General features: G+C 49.4%; 1 tRNA gene and 2 rRNA genes (1 of these 3 cut by a window edge). All 3 read left to right on the top strand.

Annotated features, from left to right (window positions below):
* Positions 1-479 (top strand): 16S ribosomal RNA (locus tag MK409_RS08545); it begins 1,068 nt to the left of the window's first position.
* A 51-nt stretch (positions 480-530) separates the two neighbouring features.
* A tRNA-Ala gene (locus MK409_RS08540) sits at positions 531-603 on the top strand.
* 122 nt (positions 604-725) lie between these two features.
* Positions 726-2,500 (top strand): 23S ribosomal RNA (locus tag MK409_RS08535); the annotation flags it as partial.

Here is a 2,500-nt window from a genome sequence, read left to right as displayed (position 1 = left end):
GTCAGCTCGTGTCGTGAGATGTTGGGTTAAGTCCCGCAACGAGCGCAACCCCTATTGTTAGTTGCCATCATTCAGTTGGGCACTCTAGCGAGACTGCCGGTAATAAACCGGAGGAAGGTGGGGATGACGTCAAATCATCATGCCCCTTATGACCTGGGCTACACACGTGCTACAATGGCTGGTACAACGAGTCGCAAGCCGGTGACGGCAAGCTAATCTCTTAAAGCCAGTCTCAGTTCGGATTGTAGGCTGCAACTCGCCTACATGAAGTCGGAATCGCTAGTAATCGCGGATCAGCACGCCGCGGTGAATACGTTCCCGGGCCTTGTACACACCGCCCGTCACACCACGAGAGTTTGTAACACCCGAAGTCGGTGAGGTAACCTTTTAGGAGCCAGCCGCCTAAGGTGGGATAGATGATTGGGGTGAAGTCGTAACAAGGTAGCCGTATCGGAAGGTGCGGCTGGATCACCTCCTTTCTAAGGATAAGGAACTGCACATTGGTCTTGTTTAGTCTTGAGAGGTCTTGTGGGGCCTTAGCTCAGCTGGGAGAGCGCCTGCTTTGCACGCAGGAGGTCAGCGGTTCGATCCCGCTAGGCTCCATTGGTGAGAGATCACCAAGTAATGCACATTGAAAATTGAATATCTATATCAAATAGTAACAAGAAAATAAACCGAAACGCTGTAGTATTAAAAGAGTTTATGACTGAAAGGTCAAAAAATAAGGTTAAGTTAATAAGGGCGCACGGTGGATGCCTTGGCACTAGGAGCCGAAGAAGGACGTGACAAACGACGATATGCCTTGGGTAGCTGTAAGTAAGCGATGATCCAGGGATTTCCGAATGGGGGAACCCAACAGGTACTACCTGTTACCCATATCTGTTAAGGATGTGAGGAGGAAGACGCAGTGAACTGAAACATCTAAGTAGCTGCAGGAAGAGAAAGCAAAAGCGATTGCCTTAGTAGCGGCGAGCGAAACGGCAGGAGGGCAAACCGAAGAGTTTACTCTTCGGGGTTGTAGGACTGCAATGTGGACTCAAAGATTATAGAAGAATGATTTGGGAAGATCAGCCAAAGAGAGTAATAGCCTCGTATTTAAAATAGTCTTTGTACCTAGCAGTATCCTGAGTACGGCGGGACACGTGAAATCCCGTCGGAATCTGGGAGGACCATCTCCCAACCCTAAATACTCCCTAGTGACCGATAGTGAACCAGTACCGTGAGGGAAAGGTGAAAAGCACCCCGGGAGGGGAGTGAAATAGAACCTGAAACCGTGTGCCTACAACAAGTTCGAGCCCGTTAATGGGTGAGAGCGTGCCTTTTGTAGAATGAACCGGCGAGTTACGATATGATGCGAGGTTAAGTTGAAGAGACGGAGCCGCAGGGAAACCGAGTCTGAATAGGGCGCCTTAGTATCATGTCGTAGACCCGAAACCATGTGACCTACCCATGAGCAGGTTGAAGGTGCGGTAAGACGCACTGGAGGACCGAACCAGGGCACGTTGAAAAGTGCTTGGATGACTTGTGGGTAGCGGAGAAATTCCAAACGAACTTGGAGATAGCTGGTTCTCTCCGAAATAGCTTTAGGGCTAGCGTCGACATAAAGATTCTTGGAGGTAGAGCACTGTTTGGGTGAGGGGTCCATCCCGGATTACCAATCTCAGATAAACTCCGAATGCCAAAGAATTATGGTCGGCAGTCAGACTGCGAGTGCTAAGATCCGTAGTCGAAAGGGAAACAGCCCAGACCACCAGCTAAGGTCCCAAAATAATTGTTAAGTGGAAAAGGATGTGGGGTTGCACAGACAACTAGGATGTTAGCTTAGAAGCAGCTATTCATTCAAAGAGTGCGTAATAGCTCACTAGTCGAGTGACCCTGCGCCGAAAATGTACCGGGGCTAAAACAATTTACCGAAGCTGTGGATACCTTTATAGGTATGGTAGGAGAGCGTTCTATGTGTGAAGAAGGTATACCGTGAGGAGTGCTGGAACGCATAGAAGTGAGAATGCCGGTATGAGTAGCGAAAGACAGGTGAGAATCCTGTCCACCGTAAGACTAAGGTTTCCAGGGGAAGGCTCGTCCGCCCTGGGTTAGTCGGGACCTAAGGAGAGACCGAAAGGTGTATCCGATGGACAACAGGTTGATATTCCTGTACTAGAGTATGTAGTGATGGAGGGACGCAGTAGGCTAACTAAAGCAGACGATTGGAAGTGTCTGTCTAAGCAGTGAGGTGTGATATGAGTCAAATGCTTATATCTATAACACTGAGCTGTGATGGGGAGCGAAGTTTAGTAGCGAAGTTAGTGACGTCACACTGCCAAGAAAAGCTTCTAGCGTTTAAACATACTCTACCCGTACCGCAAACCGACACAGGTAGTCGAGGCGAGTAGCCTCAGGTGAGCGAGAGAACTCTCGTTAAGGAACTCGGCAAAATGACCCCGTAACTTCGGGAGAAGGGGTGCTGACTTTAGGTCAGCCGCAGTGAATAGGCCCAAGCAAC

It is taken from the genome of Streptococcus oralis, from assembly GCF_026782375.1.
GTDB lineage: Bacteria > Bacillota > Bacilli > Lactobacillales > Streptococcaceae > Streptococcus > Streptococcus oralis_CL.
This window is presented reverse-complemented; position numbering and strand designations above follow the sequence as displayed.